This window comes from Anaerovirgula multivorans, from assembly GCF_900188145.1.
In the GTDB taxonomy this organism is placed as follows: domain Bacteria; phylum Bacillota; class Clostridia; order Peptostreptococcales; family Natronincolaceae; genus Anaerovirgula; species Anaerovirgula multivorans.
This window is the reverse complement of sequence record NZ_FZOJ01000005.1, coordinates 206,691-226,448: the sequence shown is the minus strand read 5'-3', so window position 1 is coordinate 226,448 and position 19,758 is coordinate 206,691. Positions and strand designations below refer to the sequence as shown.

Sequence of the window (19,758 nt, the reverse complement as noted above, 5' to 3'; positions counted from 1 at the left end):
CACCTCAATCTATTAACTCTCAACAATCCTTCCCTTTTTTCCTCTAAACTTATTTTTAATACCTGTTGAAAGATCATCTACCAAGGTATACACCGTCGGTATTAATACTAAGGTTAAAACCGTTGATAATAGTAATCCTGCAATAACTACAATTCCCATTGGAGCTTGCATTTCTGAACCTTCACCTATTCCCAAAGCTAAAGGTAGTAACCCTAAAACAGTAGTTAATGTTGTCATTAAAATTGGCCTTAGCCTTACAGGTCCCGCTGTAGTAATGGCTTCAGCTCTATCTTTCCCAGCTTCTCTTAAGGTGTTGATATAATCCACCAGTACAATACCATTGTTAACAACTATACCTGACAGCATAATAACCCCTATTAAGGCTGTTATACCTAAGGCTGTTCCTGTAACCAAGAGTCCCAGTAATCCCCCTGCCAATGCCACAGGTACAGATAACATAATAGTAAATGGATGCAATAAAGATTCAAACTGGGCTGCCATTACCATGTAGATTAGCACTACCGCTAGGGTCAATGCTAAAAGCAGATCGGCAAAGGCATCGTTCATTTGTTGGTTTTGTCCTCCCATCTCATAACTATAACCCTGCGGTAAATTGTAATTTTTTAATACTCTATCGATATCCTGGGTAACACTTCCCAAGTCCCTATTACCAATTTGACCACTAATGGTTACCACTCTTTGTTGATCTTCTCTAGTGATTTGGACAGGTCCTTTTTCAACGGATACACTAGCTACTTGATTTAAAGGAACATTGCCACCTGTTGTAGTTGCTATCCCCATTTGTTGAAGATTAGCTAAGCTTTCTTTTACATTCTCTTCTCCTTTAATAAGAACATCAATCTCATCTCCATCTAATTTATACCTTGTAGCTGTTATTCCTGAGGTAGCATTTCTTATGTTATTGGCTATTTGTGCAGTTGTTAATCCATAGGTAGCAGCACTATATTTATCAATATAGACTTGAACCTCTGGTATTCCTTCACTAAAGCTGGTTGTTATTTCTTTTGTATCTTCTACCGACTCAATTACTCTTTTAAAATCCTCTGAAATCTCTTCTAAAATCTCTAAGTCATCACCCTTTAAACGAATACTGATGGGATCTCCTGTCATTGATCCCATGCTGCTACTTTCAGAAACATTAATTTCTGCTCCTGGAATATCTTTTAGCAGTCCTCTTATTTCATCGGCTACTTCTTTTGAACTTCTATCTCTTTCTTTTATTTTAGAAAGTCTCGCTGTAACAGTTCCTCCATTACTACTGCCTCCTCCCATTCCCATTTGACCTCCTCCGCCACCGGAGGAAAAGACAGTCTCAATTTCTTCTATAGAAGCAATACTTTCTTCCACTTCCAAAAGGATTTCATTGATTTCATGAAGTTCTGCTCCTGTAGGTAAAGTAACACTAATACTGATTTGTCCTTCATCAGAAGCAGGGAAGAACTCTACTCCTACGAAAAACACAGAGGACAAGCTCCCTAAAAATATCAATATGGCCATAAGAACTGTAGTTTTTCTGTGACCTAAGCTCCATGATAATATCTTTTTATAACGATTTTCTATAGCATTTAACATTTTGTCAAAAGCATCATATAGATATTTAAATCCTTTCCTTATTCCTTTCCTCTCCTTCACATCTGTATTATCTACCTTTAACAATTTAGAAGAAAGCATAGGAATCAAGGTCAAGGATACCAATAGAGAAGCTACAAGAGAAAAAGTAACTGCTAATGCCAGTTCTTTGAAAAGACTAGAAATCATCCCTTCTACAAAAACGATTGGTAAAAATACAGCGATTGTAGTAAGGGTAGAGGCAGTAACCGCCATCGCCACCTCAGATGCACCTTTACTGGCAGCTTCTTTTCTCGAATATCTTTCCACTCTAAATCTATAAATGTTCTCCAGTACAACAATGGCATTATCCACCAGCATTCCCACACCTAAGGCCAGACCACCTAGGGTCATTAGATTTAATGTAATGTTGCTAAAGTACAATAAAGCAAAAGTACCAATAACAGCAATCGGAATAGATGTTCCTATAATTAAGGTAGAGCGAACATTTCTCAAAAATAGGTACAGTACCATTATGGCAAAGATTCCACCTAAGATAACACTTTGAAGCACATTATTAATTGAATCAGTAATATAGGTGGATTCATCTGATACGATAGTAATCTCTACGTTTTCATGCTCCTGTTGTAATTTTTCTATTTCATCATGAACCAAGGACGCTACCTGAACTGTATTGCTATCGGATTGCTTTTGTACAGATATATTAATACTGCTCTTACCATTGGTTCTAGATATGGTTTTTATCTCTTTATGGGTTAATTCCACCTCTGCAATATCTTTTAATAAGATGACGCTTCCAGTAGGCAGTGTTATTGGCGTTTCTTTAATTTCATCAAGACTACGAAATTCCCCCATGGTTCTAATGGTAAGCTCTTTTTCTCCATTTTTTACAGTTCCCCCTGGTAGGTTCGTGTTGGAAGCGCCTATTGTTTGAGATAATTGGCTTAGACTGATGCCATAGCTATCTAATCTCTGCTGATTTGTCTTTATTTGAATTTCCTTTGTATAGCCCCCTGTTACATCTACAGAAGCTATTCCTTCGATTCTTTCAAGTCTTGGTTTGATCGTCTCTTCAGCTAATACTTGTAATGAACTTAAATCCTCACCATTTACCAAAGATATCTGAATAATAGGAAAACTATTAGGATCTATGGTTAAAACCATGGGATCATTGATCCCTTCTGGTAAAGTTCCCTTAATTAAATCTACTTTTTCCCGCATATCTAAAGCAGCAAAATTCATATCAGTACCATAATTGAATTGTGCAATAACCATTGAGCTTCCTTGAGAAGACATGGAACTAATGGTATCTATATTGCTTACAGTTGCTATCGCGCCTTCAATTGGTCTTGTAATAAGGTTTTCTATTTCATGGGGTCCTACCCCTGAATAAGAGGTGCTGACAATGGCTATTGGTATTTCCATAGCTGGATATAGGTCTATCGGTAATCTAGTTAATGAAATAGTTCCCAACAATATGATAACAAGCATAATCATTACAATCATTACAGGTCTTTTTACTGCTAATTTTGATAAATTCACGATTACTCACCCCTTACTGCTTTCACCCTTTGGCCATCAGTTACATACTGTTGACCTTTTACGATTATTACATCTCCTGCTTGTAGACCTTCTACCACTTCAATATGAGAACCTGTATCTAGACCAAGAGTTACTTTTTGTTCTACTGCCTGCTCATCCCTTACTAAGTAAATCACCTTTTCTTCTTCTTTATCGATAACAGCCCCACTTCTTACTGCCAATACATTTTGTCTGCTCTCAATATTCAACCCTATAGAACCACTCATCCCAGGTTTTATCCTTTGATCCTTGTTAGGTATATATGCCTTTACTGTATATAGTTGTGTTCTATCATCTGGAGTAGAGCTTATATAGTCAATTTTTCCAACGATTTCTTTCTCAGATGCTGCTGCTATGGTTACTCCCACCTCTTGCCCCAACTCCAATCTGTTTACCATATTTTCAGCTACATCAACCTGTAAATACACTTTATCCAAATCTACAATGGTGGCAGCTGCTTGTGCGCTGCTGGCCAATTGTCCCTCTACAACATTTAAACTAGAAATAACACCGGTAATTGGTGCTTTTACCAGAGTGTTGTCAAGATTGCTTTTTGCATGCTCATAGCTACTTTCTGCTTGTATCAATTGATTTAAGGCCCGCTGATAGCCTACCTCCTCTTGCTTAACTTGAGCTTCTACTATTTCTAATGATCTAGTAGAAGCCGCTAACTCTGCCTGTTCCAACTGACTTTTTGGGACAGCCCCTGCTTCGTATAAAGCCTTTATTCGTTCTAAAGTTACCAAGGCATCCTCTAGCTTTTCCTTTGTTGATTCATATTGAATTTTAGTGGAGTTAATAGAGTTCTCTGCTTGATCTATACCTTTTTGAGCTAAATCTATGCTTTCTTGTGCCTGTTCAATAGCTCTTTCTGCATCTTTTTGATCCATTACAAATAAAACCTGATCCTTTGTAACAGAATCTCCAAGCTTTACATTTACTCTCGACACGGTGGCAGCCATTTTAGGCATCACCATTACTTCCTCATTTGCCTGCACTTTACCATTTAAGGAAATCCTACTTGCTAAGGTATCTTCTTTGACTGTTTCAATTTCTACTGGTATGTAATCCTCCTCTTCAGTAGAGACTTCTTCCGGTACATTTCTTCTACACCCTGTTACTAAAACTGTGACAATTAATAGGACTAATAATAGTTTGGAAATTATTTTTTTTCTCATTTTGCTTCCTCCTGCATTTTAAATTTATTTGATTAAAAAAACAGACTGGCTGGTCAGTCTATCATGAATGAAACCTTTTTGGCATTCACTTATTTTCTTATTATAGCAACCAATTATAAACTACCTCTAAACAAATTCTTAAATATTTCTAAACTTCATAAGAAAAACAAAAAATCATGTAAATGGGACACGGAAACAGATACCTTTTCAATAAAATGAGACTTAATTCATAAGTAGACAACCGAAAGTTTGGTTTCTAACTTTCGTGTTGGTCACTTAGTTTGTTTATCTATAAGCAGATAACCAAAATCTTTGATTTTGTGTTAGTCGCTTAGTTTGTTTATCTAGAAGAAGCGGGAGTCTTAGCAATACACCGAAGGATAAATTACAATGCAAACTAATAGGCATGACTTCCATTTAATTTAGAAGTCATGCCTAATCATTTAATATTTTTTTATTTTTTACATTTCACCTCATCAATGTTATTATACACCTATACTCATAACTCTTGATTCTAATACACTAAGAGCCTACAGTTTTGTCCGTAAACCCTTGGATTTAATAAAGTATAGGGATGTGCATTTTTAGACTGATACGTATTCAAACTTTATAGGTACTATAGTCCTATTTGTTTTAAGATGGTGACTTCATCTCTAAAACTGTTCTTTTTTAGTGCATAGTACCAAAGTAGAACAGTAGTTTTCGCGGAATTTGTACCGAATATGAACAATTTTTAGCTGATCTCCTTCTCATCTACCTATTAAGCCTGTTCTGTTTTAGGCATGATTTTTGCATCTTTAAGTTAATTATAAACTATTATTCCTTCTAGAGGTACTACGTTTATAATGTTTAATTACATTTAATCTGCTTTCATAATTAATTGAGGCAAGATGTTTTCTACTCGTACCTTTCATAAGGCCATTATCCTAAAAGTTAGAAAGTAAACAAATAAGATTATATCTTAACTTTAATTTCAAGAAACTTCTGTACATTTCTCATGCTTCAATATATTCTAGCTTAAAAATTCATGATGATCTAAAGCATTATTTACTATTATATTTATGTAGCTTTACCTTATTAACTGGTCTGTTATAATTTTGTAATTATTATTGTAAGTTTCTCTTTTGCCCTTAAGGACACACCCATCTCATACTCTATATCAGTTATCCTTTGTGTCTTTTTATGGGTAAAGATGAAATTATTATTAAAGGAGGTGAAAACGTTTTCTCGCTAAACACGGGATGGGTTTAGGAATAAAAATTTATTGAAATTTTCAACTTAAATTAAAAAGGGGGTTCTTTTTATGTCAATGAGTGCTTATTTTATTCCAACCGTCAATTTATTTGGAGCAGGTAGTATTAATGGTATTGGTGAAAAAGTAAAAAGTTTAGGAGGAACTAAGGTACTAATTGTAACAGATGTTGGTTTAGCTAAAATGGGTATGGCTGACAAAGTTAAAGGCTTAATTGAAAATTCTAGTTTGAAGGCTGTTATATTTGATGGGGCAGAGCCTAATCCTACCGACAAAAATGTTGCTGCGGGATTTAAAGTATGGACCGATAAAAAATGTGATACAATCATATCTCTAGGGGGAGGTTCCTCCCATGACTGTGCAAAAGGGATTGGACTCTTAGCTGCAAATGGTGGTAAGATTCATGATTATGAAGGTATAGATAAATCTTCAAACCCAATGGTTCCATTTATAGCTGTAAATACAACTGCTGGAACCGCCTCTGAAATGACTCGTTTCTGTATTATCACTGATACCAGTCGAAAGGTTAAGATGGCAATTGTTGACTGGCGTGTAACTCCAAATATATCTATTAATGATTGTGAGCTTATGGTAGGCATGCCACCAGCATTAACAGCTGCTACTGGCATGGATGCTTTGACCCATGCCATAGAAGCATATGTATCAATAGCTGCAACTCCTCTCACAGATTCAGCAGCTTTGATGGCAATGAAATTAATATCTAAATACTTACCTATTGCTGTTGCCCATGGTGCCGACATGGTAGCAAGAGAACAGATGGCTTATGCTCAATTCCTAGCCGGAATGGCATTTAACAATGCTAGCTTAGGATATGTTCATTCAATGGCCCATCAGCTAGGTGGCTTCTACAACCTACCACATGGTGTATGTAACGCTATTCTTTTACCCCATGTTGAACAATTTAATTTAATTGGATGTGCTGATAGACTACGTGATGTTGCAATCGCTATGGGAGAAAATGTTGATGGTTTATCAGTTAGCGATGCAGCTCAAAAAGCAATTGACTCTATTAAAAAACTTTCAAGCTCCATTGGAATTCCTTCGGGTCTTAGCGAACTAGGCGTTAAAGAGGAAGACTTTGAAATCATGGCAACCAATGCTAAAGTTGATGCTTGCCAATTTACTAATCCTCGTACTGCTACATTAGAACAAGTTATAGAGATATTTAGAAACGCAATGTAATAAATATTTATCATTTTTAGATCTTGATATGGGGAGAGTATCTCCCCATATTATTTTTTTCAATATTCAAAAGTTTAATCTTCGTTATTTATTTAACATTGACTATATTAATAGGATACCATAATTGACGAATTTTGTAAATAAGACAGTTATAATTCCTTTCAATACTATCTCTTATCTATAAGTTTGATCTATCTTTCTCTTTTTTACAGCTATAAATCTAAAGAGGGGATAGTGCTGTTTCACCCTTTAAAGTAAATATGCTATTAGTCAAACTTTACTAACACCTTTAGTTTAGAGCCATCGTTATTTTTTAAGCTTTCGAAGGCATCAATCACATTATGCAATTCGAAAACATCGGTTACTATCTTTTCAATATCTACTTTATCATCAGTCACTAGATCAATTAATGATAGGAAGTCATTTAACAAACTGTTTCTTGAGCCATATACATTCAGTTCCTTTTTCAACAATACGGAGTGATTAAAAGCAGTTTCTCTTTTGCCGTTACCTATTAATACTACTTTTCCTCCAAAAGCTACACTATCTATACAATTTAAAAAAGTTTCAGGCAATCCAGCGGCCTCAATACATACATCCATACCATAAGCCTCCGTGATTTCTTTCACTCTTTCATTGATATCTTCTTTAGACGCATTGATTATTCCATCTGCCCCCATTTGCATTGCCTGTTTTAACCTATCTTCAAAAACATCAGTTATATATACTTGTGCTCCTCTTAGCTTAGCAGCTATCATTGCAAATATTCCGATTGCTCCTGCTCCAAATACTAATACTTTGTCTTCCTTTTGAATATCTCCTCTATTTATCGCATGATAACTAATTGAAAAGGGTTCTATTAAAGCTAGTGTCTTTGCTGAAAGCGTCTTTCCATTATAAATTCTTTCTATTGGCATCGTTAAGTACTCAGCAAAAGACCCATCTCTCTGCACTCCCATTGTCTCATTTGACTCACAGCAATTCACTTTTCCCTTTTGGCAAGAATAACAACTTCCACAATTAAAATAAGGATTTGCGGTAACAATCATTCCTTTTTGTAATCCTAGATTATTGTCTTCTACCTCTATAATTTCTGCCGAAAACTCATGCCCAGGAATTCGAGGATAGCTTGCAAAGGGTTGGTTACCTGTATAGGTAGCTATGTCTGAACCACAAATACCACAATACTTAATTTTAAGTAACGCCTCGCCTTTTTTAGGTTTGGGTATTTCCTTTTCGACTACTTGTATTCTTCCAGGTTCTTTTATTTCAACTACTTTCATCATTTTCATAATATATTGCCTCCTGTTCCTACGTTTAAAGTATATGAATACTAGAACAAAGCCTTCCTTCAAAAGATTCATCGATTGATTTTCGATGAATTTGAGGTCCCCTTATATTGTTTTTATTAAATAAACTATACTATATAAACTAATAAATCTTTAATAGAGCTGCTTCCCGAGCATTGACTATATGTTCTCGAATTGTTTCTTGTATTTTCTCTCCATCTTTAGCAATCAAAGCATCAATGATAGCAAAATGTTCAGGTCTTGATCTTTTTTCAACATCATCTATTTCTAAAGTAGACATTACGCGAATTCTATAATCTAAATCAAATATTCTGTTAGTAAACTTTATTAAATGATTGTTATTCCCACATTGGATAATATATTTATGAAATTCTATATCTAAATCAAAATATTCCATAGCACTAGGATTTGATAAGTTAAATTCAATATCTTCAAATTTTTTCTTTAACTGAAGCAAGTATTCTTTAGACATATTTTTACAAGCAATCTTGGCCATAGCGGGTTCAATAAGTTCTCTTATCTGAAATACTTCATGTATGTCTTTTACTGTTATTTCAGAAACAATAATACCCTTGCGAGGATAGATCGTTACAAACTTTTCTTGATTCAACCGCAATAATGCTTCTCTAACTGGAGTTCTACTTATACCTAATTCTTGTGCAATCTGGATTTCTGATATGTCACTTCCCGGCATTAATTCACATTTGATTATTTGTTCTTTTATTAAGTTGTAGGCTTTTTCCTTCAATGGTAATTGTATTTCAGCTGTTTGCTTCAACAAATGATCCTCCTCTTGCTAATTAAATTTGTTAAATATATGACATCCCTTATACTGAATTTAAAATTAGCACAACCAGTTAAATAAGATGTTTTTCATTTTAAATTACATATTTAATAGTAACAAGCTCAATCTACAGGTATGCAATAAGCACCCATCATTCAATAGAGCATTTTTACTCCTTAAGGGTATCCCTTAAGGAGTACTCCCTATAACTAATATACCATAGATTTAAGATGATCCAATTATTGGATATGATAATTCTTAATTTTTTACAACCTTTTAAAAGTATAGTGTGAAAAATAGTTGTAACCAATATTATCCATAGTATTAAATTGAACTTTTATTACAAATCATTGTGCCGATGATTAATATTATTCTTTTTTTAAAACGTTAAATAATTTTTCAACAATATTTATACCAGCTAGAGGTAAGGAATAAAGCAAGCAATCAAGATAATGTTCAAATGCCACGTTCTAAATTATCTAATACTTTTTGCAGTACTTAGTACAAAAGATTAACAATACCAACAGAGAATGCTGGAACAAATGTTAATAACATCAAGCATACAAAAAGAAGTATATAGAATGGTACTGCTTCTTTAATAAAATTCTTAATTTTACATTTTGTTATTCCACATGTTACAAACATAAGGGTACCCATAGGTGGAGTTAAACAACCAACCGCCATGTTGAATATAAATATCATAGCAAACTGTATTTCATTAATTCCGTACGCTGTAGCTACTGGCGCTAATAATGGTACCAACACAATCATAGCTGCATTTCCTTCAATAAACATACCAACAACAAGCAAAAATACATTTACTGCCATAAGAAATACATATTTATTAGAAATCATATTTACAATTAACTCAGTTACCTGCTGAGGAATACGCTCTCTAGTAAGAATCCAAGCAAAAGCAGAAGCGGCACCAACAATAAGCATGATAGAAGCAGTGCTTGTAATGGTCTCCTTTAAACCAGTAATAACATGAGAAAACTTCATCTCGCGATAGGCCACGCCAAGTATTAGCGAATATATGATTGCAACAGAACCTGCTTCGGTTGGTGTAAAGATACCTAAACGAATACCTCCAATGATGATAACAGGTAATAAAAGCGGTAATACTGCATTTCTTAATGCAAGGATAAATTCCTTAGGCTTTACACTTGTCTGTCGTGCAGGTTTGTAACCACGCTTTTTAGAAATAACAGATACCAATATCATCATAGAAACGCATAATAATACACCTGGTCCTATACCGGCTATAAATAGTCTACCGATAGAAACATTTGCTATTGATCCATAGATAATCATTGCAATTCCTGGTGGAATCAAAGGCGTAATCATAGCTGAAGAGGCAGTAACAACTGAGGAAAACTCTTTCGAGAAGCCTTTTCTCTCCATTTCTGGAACAAGCATTTTCGCCTGCATTGCAGCATCCGCAAGATTAGACCCTGACAATCCCCCCATAAGGGTAGATAATAGTACATTTACCTGTGCAAGACCTCCTGTCATTCGACCGGTAACTACCTCACAAAAATCCATAACTCGCTTTGTAACTCCAGAATAATTCATAAATACCCCTGCACAAATGAAGAATGGAACAGCAAGCAAAGGTATGCTCTCTATACCAGCGATTACACGCTGTGCAATGATTTGAGTTGGAATGCTTGGTGTAAGAGCAAAATAGACAACAGAACCTGCCAACAGAGATGCAAATACAGGAACTTGTAAGAATAGAAATGTTAGTAAGACAATGGCTCCTAATCCAACAGCACTTATATCCATTCTTCTGCACCACCTTCCATGTCAGCTTTTTTAGTAAGTAACGACGTTGCTGTGATTATAGTATAGTTAATCATCATTAACCCACATCCTATTGGTAGAGCAGAATAGATGATAGAATAAGGCACTTTTAATATATTGGTCATTCTACCTGTGTTAGCCATCTGTCTAACAAGATTAGACCCATGAGTCATCAAATAAAAGAGTACTGCCATCACTACTAGATAAACACAAATCTCTACTACTTTTTTTACCTTAGGTGGAAAAAGATCCACGATAACATCTATAGCTACATGACTGCCAGTACGAAATGCTGCACCAGCTCCAAAAAATACTAACCACACAAAGCACCAAATTTGAACTTCTTCTAACCAAATAAAAGGATTATTTAAAAAGTACCGCATGATAACGCCTAAAAAGGTAACCGTTATTAGTCCAACTAATGCAGCACCCGTGATTAAATAATCGATATTTAATAAGCATTTAAGTGCTTTATTATTCACCTTCATATGCACACTCCTCATATATAATATATTTAGATTTCAAAATAGCTAAAACCTACAAACCTACTTTTTTATGTTCTATAATAATCGTTTACTAGATAGAGTGTTGCAAAATTCTCCTCAATTAATTGTATAATCCGGAGGCAGAATTGCCTCCGGGTATTGATGATCTTCTATTAATTTCTTACTTCATTACTAGAAATATAATTTACTTCATAGAATCTTTAACTGTATTGTATAATCCTTCTGTCCAGATAGATGTGAACTCTGGGAAAGAGTAGAAAGCTTCTGCAGTTTCTTGGAACTCTTTTAAGTCAATTTCTATAATTTCAACACCTTCAGCTACAAACTTCTCTAATGTTTCTTGGTTAACCTGATCTTGAAGGTTATTGTTATAAATACCTGCTTCAGCACCAGTTTCTATTAAGATTTGTTGTTGCTCAGCAGTTAAAGAGTCAAAGAATTGTACACCACTAATCCATGTAGTAAAGTTTTTAACATGCTGGCTTAATGTTAGATATTTAGCAACTTCATGAAATTTACCGTTGTAAAGAACTGGTAGTGGATTCTCAAGGCCATCGATTGTACCTTGTTGTAGAGCTGTATAAACATCTCCTAATGCCATAGGCGTTGGTGTTGCTCCTAAAACTTCAAAACCCTTAACTTGAATTGTGTTATTTGGAACACGTACCTTCATACCTTTAAGATCTGCTACTGTTCTTACAGGTTTTGTTGTAAGAAGATGACGATCCCCATACATCCAGTTAGAAGCCACTAACTTTAGACCTTGTGCCTCAAGTTTGCCACTTTGCTCTTGCCACCAATCACTTTCTGTAAGTGTCCAAGCTTCGTCCCAGCTATCAAATAGGTATGGTCCAAATACTATACCAAAATCTGGAACACCACGATCTGCATAAAATGCTCCATCAGCCAATGTTATAACTGAATCACCAGCTAGCATTTGGTCGATGATATCATTTTTAGAACCAAGTTGACTTGAAGGGAATATTTGAACCTCCATCGTTCCGTTACTTCTTTCTTCAATAAGTCTTTTCCACTCATTTACTGCAACATCAAGTGGTTCACCAGGATGATTTTCATAGCCTATTTGAATTACCACTGGTTTAACATCTTGTCCAGGTGCTTCAGATGACCCCCCATCATTTTGTGAAGCCGGTGATGCACAAGCTGTAAGTAACAATAAAGTTACCAACAAAATAGCAATAATTTTTTTCATTTTTTCTCCTCCTTTATATATAATAGTGCAATTGCACATTTTAAACTAAAATATTAGTAGTCTCAAAAATCCATCCATCCTTCACCATCTACAATGAGAGAAATGTCACCAACAAAGTCGCTACTGCCTTTCTATTCATCTTAAATGATCTGTGATTTTTTATTGATAGAACATCGAGCTGGTGATGATATCCTGCCATTTTGAAACGTTTTCACTTAGGTTCAATAATCCTCTTCTATTCCTATAAATGCCTATTTCTCATATGTAGCGTGCCCTAGAAGATAACTGATATATTTGTGATATATCACAAATATATCACAAATATATCACAACATAACTTTATATTATTTCTAATTCTTTGTCAATATATTCAGCGAAGATTAATTTTTTAACAAGGTTAGCCTATTAAAATCCTTCATAATTTTTCTTTTTCATTTTCAATAATCTATAATAAAAAGACGCTCCAATCGGAACGTCTTCTCCACTGAGATTTTATTAAACTTTTAATAAATAAAGGATCTGCTAAATTTCAAATCTATAACCCACTCCCCAAATGGTTTCGATATACTGAGGATTCGATGGATCATTTTCTATTTTTTCTCTTATTTTTCTAATATGGACAGTAACTGTTGAAATGTCTCCCTGTGAGTCAAGATCCCACAATTTTTCAAACAGCTCCTCCTTTTTAAACACTCGATTTGGATTAGATGCAAGAAATACCAATAAATCAAACTCCTTTGTGGTTAACAAAACTTCCTTACCATTAATGTATACTCTTCTAGATCCCTTATCTATTGTGAGTCCTCTTATTTCGATTTGATCCTTAGTGCTGCTTGAATTTTCCGTTAGCCTCTCATATCGTGAAATGTGAGCTTTAACCCTTGCCACTAGTTCACTTGGACTAAAGGGTTTCGTCATATAATCATCTGCTCCAAGCCCTAGTCCTCTTATCTTATCTATATCTTCTTTTTTAGCAGAGACCATAAGGATAGGTGTGTTCTTCACACTTCTAATTTGTCTGCATATTTCAAAGCCATCCATTTTTGGCAACATCAAGTCAAGTATAATCAAGTCATAGTTCTCAGCTTTAGCCTTTGTCACTCCTTTGTCGCCACTGTTTTCAATTTCTACTTGAAAGCCATTGATTTCAAGATAGTCTCGCTCTAGTTCAGCAATACTTATATCATCCTCTATAATTAAGATTTTTTTCATAGCACATCACCACTTCTAATATTTTTTAATGTAAAGAATATGCTAGTACCTGTTCCTTCAATACTTTCAGCCCACATTCTCCCACCATGTTCCTCGATAATTTTTTTTGCAATAGCAAGGCCCAATCCACTACCACCAGTTGCAGTGTTTCTAGATGGATCTCCTCTATAGAATCGATCAAATATATAAGGAAGCGTATCTTCTGAAATACCTTGCCCATTATCTTTAATCTCTACTACAACCTGCTCTTCACTTTTTTCAAGTATGATGTCTACGGTACCCTGCGGTTTATCCATATACTTCACTGCATTTTCAACAATGTTTACAACAACCCTCTTCAACTGCATTAAGTCTACCATAGCAAATATTGATTCATCAATTTTACTATCATATTTTATAGCAACATTCTTTTTCTCCAAATCAAATTTTAGTTCCTCTAATAAATCCATCAGATACTTTGATATATCAATAGTGCTTAAATGTAAAGGGAGCTTGCTTAAATCTAATTTAGAGAATAAAAGCAAATCATCAATTAACTGATCTACATCTACTGTCTTTGTATATATAGTGTTCATATATTTTTCTATTTTATTCGGGGTGTCAGCAACCCCGTCTCTAATGCCTTCAACGTATCCTTTGATTGTAGTAATTGGTGTTTTTAAATCATGAGAGATATTTGCAAGAAGTTCCTTTCTATTCTCTTCATATTGAAGCTGTATGTCTAATGAATCCTTCAACCTTTTTCTCATTTCCTCAAAGGCATGAGATAGTTCTCCTATTTCATCCTTAGAATTGATATTAATCTCAAAATCTAAATCTCCTTCTTTAATCCTATTAGCAGAATCCTTTAGTTTGCTTAATGGCTTTACAATACTTCCTGCCACAAGATAGGTTAAGGTACCATTAGTAATCACCAGAATTACCACAATGGTTATCATTATGGTATTGACCAATTCTTGAAAGCTTCTCCATATAGGCTCCATATTGGTTACTAAGAAAATACTGCCTTGGCTTCCATCTGAAAAATAAAAATCGTGCTGATTTAATAATAGTCCGCTGTCTATATCTTTAGAATGAATAGGGGTTTCATGTTCATATTCCCCAAATTGTGGAAGGTTATATCCTTTTACTATCTCAAGCAGGGCTGGCATAGCGTAAATGATTTCATCGTTCTTTCTCACGATAAAACTTGAGTTGAAATCCGCCAGTCTCTGTTCTACTTTACTCAAGTAATCTTCATCTTGAAATTTCTCAGGAGAGATTAATGCTGCCTGTTTTATATTGGAAAAAAAAGCATATTGTCTAGCGACACCCTGCCTAACATCATGAATTTTATCAAAACCAGGATAAGCTTCATGCACAGCACCAATATAGTAAGAGCCTGCAAAATAGCCAACAATAGCTGTCAAAGTAATTGGTACCAAAAGTAACGCTATGTAAGATAGTAAAAGCCTAAGTTTTATGGACATAATTGCCTCCTAGTTTTTTCTTTCATTACTTTATTACTTAATTACATTATAATTGATTTAAGTAATAATTGCATTGAAATTGTTCTATCTCATCCTTAGTTTTATAATTTTATTATACATAATCAGTCTAAACTCCATATAAAATGTTTCTTAAATTTTTCTAAATTATGTATACTCAGAACCAATTATCTTTTAAAGGCTCATTTTATAAATATTTAAGAATTTGTTTACCCGCAGTTTATATTTAATTGTTATAATAGTAATAAATAGTAATACGTAGATTTGTCTAACAAAAAATGGTTATAAATATAAAGGGAGGTAATATGAAATGGAGATGCTTTCGAACTTTTTTAGATTTTTTCTAATATTTTTTGCTGTAAGAACCGTTTTTAATATCATTTTTAGAGCAAGGCTTATCAATCGACAAAAAGTCGAAGTGAATAAGAATGTTGAAGAAAAGTTCTCTGAACCTGTGGAAAAAGAAGCTGCTATTGATATGGTCTATGATGAGATCTGTGAAACCTATGTTATAAAATCAAAAGCCTACCAAGTTGTGGAAGAGGATAAAACCCATTATTTTTGCAGCTGGGAATGCAGACAGAAATATATTGATTATGCATAAAAAACAAAAGCTCCCTCTGATAAAAAGATAACTTATCCGAGAGGAGCTCTTTAAATTATATAGCTGTATTACTGGTAAACTGACTATTATAAAGATCTGCATAGAACCCCTTCTTTTCAAGAAGTTGTTGGTGGGTACCTTGTTCAATGATGTCACCATGATTCATAACAAGTATCATGTCAGCATCTCGTATCGTGGATAGCCTATGGGCAATAACAAAGTTTGTTCTTCCCTCCATTAATCTAGCCATTGCCTTCTGTATTAAAGCCTCAGTTCTCGTATCCACACTGCTGGTGGCTTCATCAAGAATTAGTATTGCTGGATTAGCAAGAATTGCTCTAGCGATGGTTAGAAGCTGTTTTTGCCCCTGGGATATATTTGAAGCCTCTTCATCAAGTATAGTATCATAACCCTCCGGCAGTGTTCTTATAAAGTAGTCGGCATGGGCTGCTTTAGAGGCCTCTATGATTTTCTCTTCCGTAGCATCTTGACGCCCATAGGCTATATTTTCTCTTATCGTTCCATTAAATAACCATGTATCCTGCAGCACCATGCCAAACATGCTCCGAAGATCGCCACGCTTTAAATCTCTGATGTCAACACCATCTATCGTAATACTTCCATCCATTATTTCATAAAAGCGCATCAGCAAATTCACCAGGGTAGTCTTGCCGGCTCCAGTTGGTCCTACGATAGCTATTGTCTGTCCCCTTTTTACTTCTATATTCATATCTTTAATAAGAATATCATCTTCTTTGTAGCCAAATTGAACATGCTTAAATCTTACATTCCCTCTAGGAAAGTCGATAGTTTTGGCATCTACCTCATCAGGAATTTCTTCAGCTTCATCTAAAAGATTAAAAACCCGTTCTGCTGATGCAATGGTAGATTGAATCACATTTGCTATATTGGCGGTTTGTACAATTGGATGGGTAAACTGCCTTGCATATTGAATAAATGCTAAAACATCACCAATTTGCATTCTCTGCATAATTACAAAAATACCACCAACTACACAGATTAATACATACCCTATATTATTTACAAAGTTCAACAGTGGCATAATAATCCCAGAAATAAACTCTGCTCGCCATCCTGCATCATAAAGTCTTTCATTAATCTCATCAAACCTATCAATAGATTTTTTTTCATGACCGAAAACCTTCACCACTTTATGACCGCTATACATTTCTTCCACATGACCATTGAGCTCCCCTAATGCCGTCTGTCGTGCTACAAATAGCTTTTGTGACTTTTTCGCCACGCTTATTGTTACAACCGCCGACAAGGGTAAGGTTATGATAGCTATTAGTGTCAATACAGGACTTATTGTTAACATCATGATGGTCACGCCCCCTAATGTAACAATAGCAGTAATAAGTTGGGTTAAACTCTGCTGTAGTGTATTTCCTACATTATCTAGATCGTTGGTAATACGGCTTAATATTTCACCATGGGTATGGGAATCAAAATACTTTAAGGGCAAGCGAGCCAGCTTATTATTTACATCATCTCTTATCTTATAAACAGTTTTTTGTGCCACTCCTGCCATAATATAGCCTGTAGCATAGCTAAACAGTGAGCTTAAAACATAAAGACCAATCAGTATTAAAACAATTCTCCAAATATAATTAAAATCTATACTAGGCACAGTCTGTGCCTTCAGTTGAGCTATAAATTCAGGATCTGCTCCTCCTTCAATGGCAGACTCTATATTTGTAAAATAGGCAATTCTAGCACTTAAGTCTTCAGCTATTTTATTGGTAGCAGCTCCCATCACTTTAGGGCTAAGGATATTGAAAATAGTACTTAAAATTGCTAGAAAAAACACAATGATTAACTTGATTTTCTGAGGCTTTAAATAACCAACCAGTCTTTTCAAGGAACCCTTGAAGTCCCTCGCCTTCTCAGCTGGTCTTCCCATAGCAAAGCCTCCTCCAGGACCTCGTGTTCCCCCAGAGTTGGAGCTATCAGCTCTCTGCTCTTTTTTCATGCTAATTCCTCCTCAGTAAGCTGTGAAGCAACAATTTCCCGGTAAATTTTACAGGTTTTTAATAGCTCTTTATGTTTACCTATATCTGCAATTTCTCCTTGATCCAAGACAATAATCCTATCTGCCTCCATAACAGTACTCACTCTTTGGGCAACAATAATTACTGTAGCATCTACTATTTCCTTTTTAAGTGACCCTCTTAACTTTGCATCTGTCTTAAAATCAAGGGCAGAAAAACTATCATCAAAAACATAGATCTCTGGTTTTTTAATCAAAGCTCTAGCTATGGAAAGTCGTTGTTTCTGTCCACCAGAAACGTTCGTACCTCCTTGTGCAATTTCCGAATGAAAGCCTTCTTCCATATTAACGATAAACTCTGATGCCTGAGCTACTTCTGCTGCATGCTTTATTTCTTCTTCGGTTGCATCTTCTTTACCAAACTTAATATTATCTAAAATACTGCCAGTAAAAAGTAGTGCCTGCTGTGGGACAAATCCGATTTTTACCCTTAAGCTTTCCTGTGTCATCTCCCTTACATCGACACCATCTATTAATACAGCTCCCTTATCAACATCATAAAAACGTGGTATCAGATTAATAAGTGTAGATTTACCAGAGCCAGTGCCTCCAATAATGGCTGTCACTTCCCCTGGTTTTGCACTAAAGGAAATATTTCTAAGAGCAGGTTTCTCTGCACCAGGATAGCTAAAAGTAACATCTTTAAATTCTAGATATCCTTTTTTAACCCCTTTACTTCTTATATCTTCTGGATCATTGATTTCTGGTTTCATATCAAGAACTTCATTAATCCTAAAAGCAGAAGCCTCAGCCCTTGGTATCAGCACAAACATCATAGAAAGCATAAGTAATGCCATCATAATTTGCATGGCATACTGAAGGAACGCCATCATATCTCCTATTTGCAAATCTCCCAAATCAATCCGTATACTTCCAAACCAAATAATTGCTACACTGGTTAAATTCATAATCAGCATAATTACCGGCAGCATCGCTGCCATAATTTTATTGGCTTTTATCGCAGTATTCGTTAAGTCAAGGTTGGTTTCATCAAAACGCTTCTTTTCATTGTCAATACGATTAAAAGCACGTATTACTCGAATACCTGTAAGATTTTCACGGGAAACTAAGTTCAGCTTATCCAGCTTTTTCTGTATAGCTTTAAACAAGGGGATAACTGTTCTTCCTACAATCCCAATAAAAACAATTAGAAGCGGTAAAGCAACCGCCAGTATAGTAGTAAGTCTTCTATTCATAGATATTGCCATAATCATGCCTCCAATACCCATCATAGGAGCACTAATCATCATCCTAAGCATCATGACCAGCACCGTTTGAACCTGAGTAATGTCGTTGGTAGTTCTGGTAATAAGGGAGGATGTCCCTATTTTGTCAAACTCATTAAGAGAATAGCTTTCTACTCTAGAAAATACTTTGCTTCGAAGGTTTCTACCGAAGCCCATAGCAACTTTTGAAGATAAAAAGCTGCTTATTATGGCAGAGACAGCCCCTCCTCCAGCCACAAGAAGCATTACTCCTCCAACACTCCAGATATAGCCTATGTCCCCGGAAACTATTCCATTGTTTACAATATCAGCCATTAATGTTGGTAGATACAGATCAGCAATAGATTGAATAAAAACAAGTATCAAAACAGCAATAATTGAAGTTATAAATGATTTTAAATATGTAAACAGCTTAATCATTATGCATCCCATCTCCTATAGGCTTAAATCATTTGTTAGTAATTTATATATAGATATGTAATCATGAATTTTAATATACTAAGGGCTACATTTGCAGTCCTTGGCTATGATCTTCAGCCAAGGGCGAAACCGTAGACCGTGTATATTAAAATTCAAGTATAGAGTCACATGTCCATAAACTTCTCTATACATTATAAACTTTTCTTCCCCTATTAAGCAATGAATAATCATTTTTCCGTTCTCTATATATTTTAATCTATTAGATATTAAAATACGCCCAGTTAAATAGATTTTTAGAAATTTTTTACCCCCTTA

Annotated in this window: 13 protein-coding genes; 2 read left to right on the top strand and 11 right to left on the bottom strand. The window is 35.0% G+C overall.

Annotation, left to right across the window (positions count from 1 at the left end; genetic code table 11):
- Window positions 1-12: 12 nt before the first annotated feature.
- Both CHB72_RS07290 and CHB72_RS07285 read right to left on the bottom strand, forming a co-directional pair.
- Window positions 13-3,132 (bottom strand): efflux RND transporter permease subunit, encoded by a 3,120-nt coding sequence (locus CHB72_RS07290; protein WP_089282217.1) that lies wholly within the window; start codon window positions 3,130-3,132, stop codon window positions 13-15.
- 2 nt (window positions 3,133-3,134) lie between these two features.
- A complete protein-coding gene (locus CHB72_RS07285) occupies window positions 3,135-4,349 on the bottom strand; it encodes an efflux RND transporter periplasmic adaptor subunit (protein ID WP_089282216.1) in 1,215 nt (404 codons plus the stop codon).
- Between the two features lie 1,303 nt (window positions 4,350-5,652).
- On the opposite strand from CHB72_RS07285, the gene CHB72_RS07280 reads away from it, so the two are divergent.
- Window positions 5,653-6,804, top strand: a complete 1,152-nt coding sequence (locus CHB72_RS07280) for an iron-containing alcohol dehydrogenase (RefSeq protein WP_330396991.1) — start codon at window positions 5,653-5,655, stop codon at window positions 6,802-6,804.
- Between the two features lie 266 nt (window positions 6,805-7,070).
- Here CHB72_RS07280 and CHB72_RS07275 read toward each other — a convergent pair whose 3' ends face one another.
- From CHB72_RS07275 to CHB72_RS07245, 7 genes are all read right to left on the bottom strand, one after another.
- Window positions 7,071-8,096 (bottom strand): zinc-binding alcohol dehydrogenase family protein, encoded by a 1,026-nt coding sequence (locus tag CHB72_RS07275; protein ID WP_330396990.1) that lies wholly within the window; start codon window positions 8,094-8,096, stop codon window positions 7,071-7,073.
- A 139-nt stretch (window positions 8,097-8,235) separates the two neighbouring features.
- Window positions 8,236-8,892 carry a GntR family transcriptional regulator gene (locus tag CHB72_RS07270; protein ID WP_176431246.1) on the bottom strand — a complete coding sequence of 219 codons (657 nt, stop codon included), beginning with the start codon at window positions 8,890-8,892 and terminating at the stop codon, window positions 8,236-8,238.
- A 504-nt stretch (window positions 8,893-9,396) separates the two neighbouring features.
- Window positions 9,397-10,686, bottom strand: coding sequence for a TRAP transporter large permease (locus CHB72_RS07265; RefSeq protein WP_089282214.1), 1,290 nt, complete (start codon window positions 10,684-10,686; stop codon window positions 9,397-9,399).
- The gene (locus CHB72_RS07260; protein WP_089282213.1) at window positions 10,677-11,192 is read right to left on the bottom strand and encodes a TRAP transporter small permease; all 516 of its coding nucleotides are present in this window, start codon (window positions 11,190-11,192) and stop codon (window positions 10,677-10,679) included. Before CHB72_RS07260 ends, CHB72_RS07265 begins: the two co-directional genes overlap by 10 nt.
- Window positions 11,193-11,394: 202 nt before the next feature.
- Complete coding sequence (locus CHB72_RS07255; RefSeq protein ID WP_089282212.1) at window positions 11,395-12,423, bottom strand: C4-dicarboxylate TRAP transporter substrate-binding protein; 1,029 nt, start codon at window positions 12,421-12,423, stop codon at window positions 11,395-11,397.
- Window positions 12,424-12,945: 522 nt separating this feature from the next.
- The gene (locus tag CHB72_RS07250; protein ID WP_089282211.1) at window positions 12,946-13,635 is read right to left on the bottom strand and encodes a response regulator transcription factor; all 690 of its coding nucleotides are present in this window, start codon (window positions 13,633-13,635) and stop codon (window positions 12,946-12,948) included.
- Entirely contained in the window at window positions 13,632-15,104 is a 1,473-nt protein-coding gene (locus tag CHB72_RS07245) for a sensor histidine kinase (protein ID WP_089282210.1), read from the bottom strand. The genes CHB72_RS07250 and CHB72_RS07245 overlap by 4 nt, the downstream gene beginning before the upstream one ends.
- 328 nt (window positions 15,105-15,432) lie before the next feature.
- Here CHB72_RS07245 and CHB72_RS07240 point away from each other — a divergent pair, with 328 nt between their 5' ends.
- A complete protein-coding gene (locus CHB72_RS07240; protein WP_089282209.1) occupies window positions 15,433-15,726 on the top strand; it encodes a hypothetical protein in 294 nt (97 codons plus the stop codon).
- A gap of 55 nt (window positions 15,727-15,781) precedes the next feature.
- On the opposite strand, the gene CHB72_RS07235 is transcribed toward CHB72_RS07240, so the two are convergent.
- Both CHB72_RS07235 and CHB72_RS07230 read right to left on the bottom strand, forming a co-directional pair.
- A complete protein-coding gene (locus CHB72_RS07235) occupies window positions 15,782-17,719 on the bottom strand; it encodes an ABC transporter ATP-binding protein (RefSeq protein WP_089282208.1) in 1,938 nt (645 codons plus the stop codon).
- On the bottom strand, window positions 17,716-19,443 hold the full coding sequence (locus tag CHB72_RS07230; protein ID WP_089282207.1) for an ABC transporter ATP-binding protein: 1,728 nt from the start codon (window positions 19,441-19,443) through the stop codon (window positions 17,716-17,718). Before CHB72_RS07230 ends, CHB72_RS07235 begins: the two co-directional genes overlap by 4 nt.
- Window positions 19,444-19,758 lie beyond the last annotated feature (315 nt).